Origin of the sequence: Geminicoccus flavidas (assembly GCF_009806515.1) — a bacterium.
GTDB classification, from domain to species: Bacteria; Pseudomonadota; Alphaproteobacteria; order Geminicoccales; family Geminicoccaceae; genus Geminicoccus; species Geminicoccus flavidus.
Genome location: NZ_WUJP01000462.1, coordinates 1 through 4,775, shown reverse-complemented (window position 1 = coordinate 4,775; position 4,775 = coordinate 1). Strand labels below are relative to the sequence as shown.

The window sequence follows — 4,775 nt, the reverse complement described above, 5'->3', positions numbered from 1 at the left end:
ACCACGCCGATGCTCTGGGCGATCGGCTTCATCTTCTTGTTCACCGTGGGCGGCGTGACCGGCGTGGTGCTAGCCAATGCCGGCATCGACGTGCAGCTGCACGACACCTACTACGTGGTGGCGCACTTCCATTACGTGCTGAGCCTGGGCGCCATGTTCGGGATCTTCGCCGGCTTCTACTACTGGGTCGGCAAGATGTCGGGTCGCCAGTATCCGGAGCACATGGGCAAGATTCACTTCTGGCTGACCTTCGTCGGCGTGAACCTGACCTTCTTCCCCATGCACTTCCTTGGTCTGGCGGGCATGCCGCGCCGCATCCCGGACTATCCGGATGCGTTCGCCGGCTGGAACCTGGTGTCCTCGATCGGCGCCTATATCGCCGCCGCGAGTGCCGTGTACTTCCTGTTCGTCCTCTACAAGACCTTCACGAGCGGAGAGAAGGCGGCGGACAACCCGTGGGGCGAGGGCGCCACGACCCTCGAGTGGACGCTGAGCTCCCCGCCGCCGTTCCACACCTTCCACGACCTGCCTCAGGTCAAGTGATCGCAACGCCTTAGGAGCGCAATCGAATGGCGGTGAGCCTGCGGGCGACCGGGACGACGTCGGAGGAGGCCAGCGCCTCCTCCGCGCGTGACTACGTGACCCTGATGAAGCCGAACGTGATGCAGCTCGTGGTGTTCACGGGCGCGGTCGGCCTGTTCATGGCACCGGGCGGCCTGCATCCCCTGCTGGCCGCCGTCACGCTGCTGGCGATCCTGGCCGGTGCCGGTGCTTCCGCGGCGATCAACAACTGGTACGACGCCGACATCGACGTGCGCATGGCGCGTACCCGCAACCGGCCGACCGCGAACGGGCGGATCGCACCCGAGGATGCGCTGGGCTTCGGCGTGGTGCTCTCGATCCTGTCGGTGATGGTGCTGGGCCTGGCCACGAACTGGCTGGCGGCCGGCCTTCTGGCCTTCACCATCGGCTTCTACGTGTTCGTCTACACGATGTTCCTGAAGCGGCGCACGCCGCAGAACATCGTGATCGGCGGTGCCGCGGGCGCCCTGCCGCCGGTGGTGGCCTGGGCCGCGGTCACGGGGTCAGTGGGCATTCTGCCGATCCTGATGTTCCTGATCGTGTTCCTGTGGACGCCGCCCCATTTCTGGGCGCTGGCCCTTTACCGCAGCGGCGACTACGCCAAGGTCGGCGTGCCGATGCTGCCGGTGGTGGCCGGGGCCGAGACCACCCGTGCCCACATCTTCTGGTACACGGTGGTCCTGGGCGCGGTGACGCTGGCGCCGGCCTTCACTGGCCAACTCGGCTGGATCTACGGTCTGCTGGCCGCCGGCCTGTCGGCGGAGTTCATCCGCCGTGCTTTCAACCTGCGGCAGACCCGCAGCGATGTGGCAGCCATGCGGCTGTTCCGGTTCTCGATCGTCTACCTGTTCGCCGTGTTCGTGGCGATGATCGTCGACCGGATCGCGCCGGCGGTGCTGCCGTGACCGGGACGATTCCGATGAAGCTGACGCCCGAGCAGGAACGCCGGCGCAGGACCAAGAACTACGTGGTGGCGGCCCTGCTGGTCGCCTTCGTGGTCCTGTTCTACTTCCTGACCATGGTCCGCATGTCCTCGAACGTGCCGACATGAGCGCCTCGAACACCCGCGTAGCCCTGGTCTGTGTCGCGGCAATCGGCGGCATGGTTGGCCTCACCGCGGCAGCGGTGCCGCTCTACGACCTGTTCTGCAAGGTCACGGGATATGGTGGCACGACCCAGAAGGCTGAGACGGCCCCTGGTGCTGCCAGCGATGTCGAGGTCACCGTCTACTTCAATGCCGACACCGCGGCGGACATGCCCTGGCAGTTCAAGCCGGCCCAGCGCTCGATCAAGGTCCGGCTGGGCGAGGAGAAGCTGATCTTCTACACCGCGGAGAACCGGACCGCGCAGCCGATCGCGGGCACGGCCACGTTCAACGTGACGCCGTTCGCGACCGGCCCGTACTTCGCGAAGATCCAGTGCTTCTGCTTCGAGGAGCAGGTGCTGCAGCCCGGGCAGAGCGTCGACATGCCGGTCTCCTTCTACGTCGATCCGGCCATGCTGGAGGACGAGGAGGCGAAGTACATCCGGTCGATCACCCTGTCCTACACGTTCTTCAAGGACGCGGAAGAGACGCGTAAGCTTTCGACCAGGGCTGCCGAACCGGCCGAGGCGGGAACGCCGACGCCGCCGGCGGGCTGAGCCCTTAGGTCGGTCGTAGGTTCAACGAGGAAGGCGAGCATGGCGGCCAGCACGGACGTGGCGCATCACGACCACGAGAAGCCAAACCACCCTTATCATCTGGTCGACCCCAGCCCCTGGCCGTTCATCGGCGCGTTCTCCGGGCTGCTGTTCGCCATCGGCATGGTCGCCTGGATGCACGCCTGGACCGGCTGGCCGGTGCTCCTGGGCCTGGCCGTCCTGGCGATCCTCTACACCATGTACGGGTGGTGGCGGGACGTCATCAAGGAGTCGCGGCGCGGCGACCATAACGAGACGGTGAACTTCGGGCTGCGCCTCGGCATGGCCCTGTTCATCACCTCCGAGGTGCTGTTCTTCTTCGCCTTCTTCTGGGCCTTCTTCTGGGGTGCCATCTATCCGCCGGACCTGGTCCCGCAAAGCTGGCCGCCGGCCGGCATCCACCCGGTCCCCGCGTTCGACATCCCCTTCCTGAACACGCTGATCCTGCTGTTGTCCGGTACCACGGTGACCTGGGCGCATCACTGCGTGCGCGAAGGCGACAACCGGACGGCCGCCCAGGCGCTCTGGCTGACGGTCCTGCTGGGCGTCATCTTCACGGGCTTCCAGGTCTACGAGTATTTCCATGCGGTCCATGAGGGCCTAACGATCAAGTCCGGCATTTTCGGCTCGACCTTCTACATGGCTACCGGCTTCCACGGCTTCCACGTGTTCGTCGGCACCATGTTCCTCCTGGTCTGCGCGATTCGCGCCGCTGCCCTGCAGTTCGCGCCGGAGAAGCATGTCGGGCTGGAAGCGGCCGCCTGGTACTGGCACTTCGTCGACGTGGTGTGGCTGTTCCTGTTCGTGTCCATCTACTGGTGGGGCGGCAGCCTGTCGTGGGCCACAACCACCACTTGGTGAGCCAACCGGCTTCACCGCTCACTGCCGGGCTGCGCGGTCGCTGCCTGGCCTGCGGCGAGGGGCGGCTGTTCGACGGCTTCCTCTCGATCCGGCCCCGCTGCGAAGTCTGCGGGGACGACCTGTCCGGCCAGGACAGCGGCGACGGGCCGGTCGCCTTCATCGTCCTGCTCGTCGGCTGCATCGTGGTGTTCGGCGGCCTGTTCGCCGAGCTCGCCCGGGCGTGGCCAGTCTGGCTGCACATGCTGGTCTGGCTGCCGCTGACCGTCCTCCTGGTTCTGGCGATCATGCGCCCGGCCAAGGCCCTCCTGATCGCCCTGCAATACCGTCACCGTCGTGACGACTTCCAGCAGGGCCACTGAGACGTCGATCCCCATGCGCCGCTTCCGGCCTCGCCTGCTGCCGACCCTCGCCGTCCTGCCCGCCCTCGTCCTGCTCCTGGGCCTGGGCACCTGGCAGGTCCAGCGCATGCACTGGAAGACCGACCTCATCGCGACCATCGAGGCGCGCACCAGCTCGGAGCCGGTGCCGCTCCTCGACCTGCCGCTGGACGATCCGGCGGCCGTCGCCTGGCAGCGGACGCAGGCGGTCGGCCGGTTCGTCACCGTGCCGGGTCCGGCTGACCACTACGGGGTCGAGAACCGGGACGGGCAGCTCGGCGGTCGCCTGCTGGGGGCTGTCACCATCGAGGATGGCCGCACCCTGCTGGTGGACCGCGGCTTTCTCGCGGATGCGGCGGCACCGCCGCCAGAGCCGGCGGGCCAGGTCGAGCTGGATGCGATCGTCCGGGACCGCAGTGAGGAGCGCCAGACCTGGTTCATGCCGGACAACGACCCCGCCAGCGGGCGCTGGTTCTGGCTGGACCTGGCTGCGCTGGGTGGGCGGTTCGACCGGCCGCTGGAGCCGGTGGCGCTGCAGCTCCTCCCGGGCTCGCCCGGGGCCACGCCTGAGGCGGCACCGCCCAAGATCGACCTGCCGAACAACCATCTGGGCTATGTGATCACCTGGTACGGCCTCGCCTTCGCCCTCCTGCTGGTCTACCTCGCCTTCTCGTCGGAACGGACGGATCGAACCCCATGAATGCGCTGCGCCGCACCGCCGGCCTCACCGCGGTCCTCGTCTTCGGGATGATCGTGCTGGGAGGGGTGGTGCGCACCACCAATAGCGGCCTGTCCTGCCCGGACTGGCCCACCTGCTACGGCTACTGGGTGCCCCTGCCATCCCTGGTCGATGAAGTGCCGGACATCGGCTACGGCTACTACCAGATCATGCTGGAATGGGTGCACCGGCTGGTGGGCGGCGTGATTCTGGGGCCGCTCACCCTGGTGGTGGCCTGGCTCGGCTGGCGCAACCGCGAGGTCCACCCGCGCCTCGCCCCGTCGGTCATGCTCATGGTGCTGCTGCTGGTCGTCCAGGGCCTCCTTGGCGGGCTGACCGTGCTCGACCGCAACAGCCCATGGTCGGTGGCGCTCCACCTGGGCAACGCCCTGATCCTGCTGGTGGTGGTGCTGGGCATCCATGACGCGGCCCGCCGGCGGGAGCCCGGGACGCAGGCGGCACCCGGCTGGATCCGGCCGACCGCGCTGGCGGCGATGGTGACCGGGCTGCTCGCCATGATGTCGGCCGCGATCACCGCCAAGTCGGGCGCCTCGCTC

8 protein-coding genes are annotated in these 4,775 nt (G+C 67.7%); all 8 read left to right on the top strand.

Annotated elements, in window-relative coordinates; genetic code table 11:
• Positions 1–543 (top strand): cbb3-type cytochrome c oxidase subunit I (locus EQG76_RS12975; protein WP_200840782.1); only part of this gene is annotated, 543 nt, incomplete at its 5' end.
• Between the two features lie 26 nt (positions 544–569).
• Positions 570–1,487 (top strand): heme o synthase, encoded by a 918-nt coding sequence (locus EQG76_RS12970; protein ID WP_159713951.1) that lies wholly within the window; start codon positions 570–572, stop codon positions 1,485–1,487.
• Positions 1,488–1,501: 14 nt separating this feature from the next.
• Positions 1,502–1,633, top strand: a complete 132-nt coding sequence (locus EQG76_RS32795; protein ID WP_255476523.1) for a hypothetical protein — start codon at positions 1,502–1,504, stop codon at positions 1,631–1,633.
• Positions 1,630–2,223: a cytochrome c oxidase assembly protein gene (locus EQG76_RS12965; RefSeq protein ID WP_159713949.1), complete on the top strand. Its 594-nt coding sequence runs from the start codon at positions 1,630–1,632 to the stop codon at positions 2,221–2,223. The genes EQG76_RS32795 and EQG76_RS12965 overlap by 4 nt, the downstream gene beginning before the upstream one ends.
• A gap of 39 nt (positions 2,224–2,262) precedes the next feature.
• A complete protein-coding gene (locus EQG76_RS12960) occupies positions 2,263–3,123 on the top strand; it encodes a cytochrome c oxidase subunit 3 (RefSeq protein ID WP_159713947.1) in 861 nt (286 codons plus the stop codon).
• Complete coding sequence (locus tag EQG76_RS12955) at positions 3,099–3,482, top strand: DUF983 domain-containing protein (protein ID WP_235031345.1); 384 nt, start codon at positions 3,099–3,101, stop codon at positions 3,480–3,482. Before EQG76_RS12960 ends, EQG76_RS12955 begins: the two co-directional genes overlap by 25 nt.
• A gap of 13 nt (positions 3,483–3,495) precedes the next feature.
• A complete protein-coding gene (locus EQG76_RS12950) occupies positions 3,496–4,200 on the top strand; it encodes an SURF1 family protein (RefSeq protein WP_159713945.1) in 705 nt (234 codons plus the stop codon).
• Positions 4,197–4,775: COX15/CtaA family protein (locus EQG76_RS12945; protein WP_200840781.1), on the top strand; the 579-nt coding region annotated here is incomplete at its 3' end. The genes EQG76_RS12950 and EQG76_RS12945, both read left to right, overlap by 4 nt.

Excerpts from the sequence above, each read along its gene's own strand:
- EQG76_RS32795 (WP_255476523.1), top strand. The coding sequence starts at position 1,502 with ATGAAGCTGACGCCCGAGCAGGAACGCCGGCGCAGGACCAAGAACTAC.
- EQG76_RS12970 (WP_159713951.1), top strand. The coding sequence starts at position 570 with ATGGCGGTGAGCCTGCGGGCGACCGGGACGACGTCGGAGGAGGCCAGC.
- EQG76_RS12950 (WP_159713945.1), top strand. The coding sequence starts at position 3,496 with ATGCGCCGCTTCCGGCCTCGCCTGCTGCCGACCCTCGCCGTCCTGCCC.
- EQG76_RS12960 (WP_159713947.1), top strand. The coding sequence starts at position 2,263 with ATGGCGGCCAGCACGGACGTGGCGCATCACGACCACGAGAAGCCAAAC.
- EQG76_RS12965 (WP_159713949.1), top strand. The coding sequence starts at position 1,630 with ATGAGCGCCTCGAACACCCGCGTAGCCCTGGTCTGTGTCGCGGCAATC.